The organism is Extibacter sp. GGCC_0201 (genome assembly GCF_017566055.1).
In the GTDB taxonomy this organism is placed as follows: domain Bacteria; phylum Bacillota; class Clostridia; order Lachnospirales; family Lachnospiraceae; genus Extibacter.
In genome coordinates, this window is the sequence record NZ_JABFCH010000248.1 from 1 (window position 1) to 212 (window position 212).

1 protein-coding gene is annotated in these 212 nt (G+C 42.0%); it reads left to right on the forward strand.

Annotated features, from left to right (window positions below; translation table 11 throughout):
* Positions 1-212, forward strand: a 212-nt coding sequence (locus tag HJV72_RS19425; RefSeq protein ID WP_208073520.1) for a TonB-dependent receptor, incomplete at both ends; no start/stop codon positions are given.

The window sequence follows — 212 nt, forward strand, 5'->3', positions numbered from 1 at the left end:
CAAACGCAGAAGTTGAAGAACTGACTCTTGATAAGTATTTTGTCAGCAACCTCAATCTGGCGTACAGCTTCCGTCCCAAGAAAGTACTGAAAGAAGTCACCGTAGGATTTACTGTATACAATCTGTTTAATGAAAAATATGAAAACAACGGCTGGGCATCAAGTGACTACACCGATACGCTGGAAAATCGGGGAAACTATGCCGGATATGCT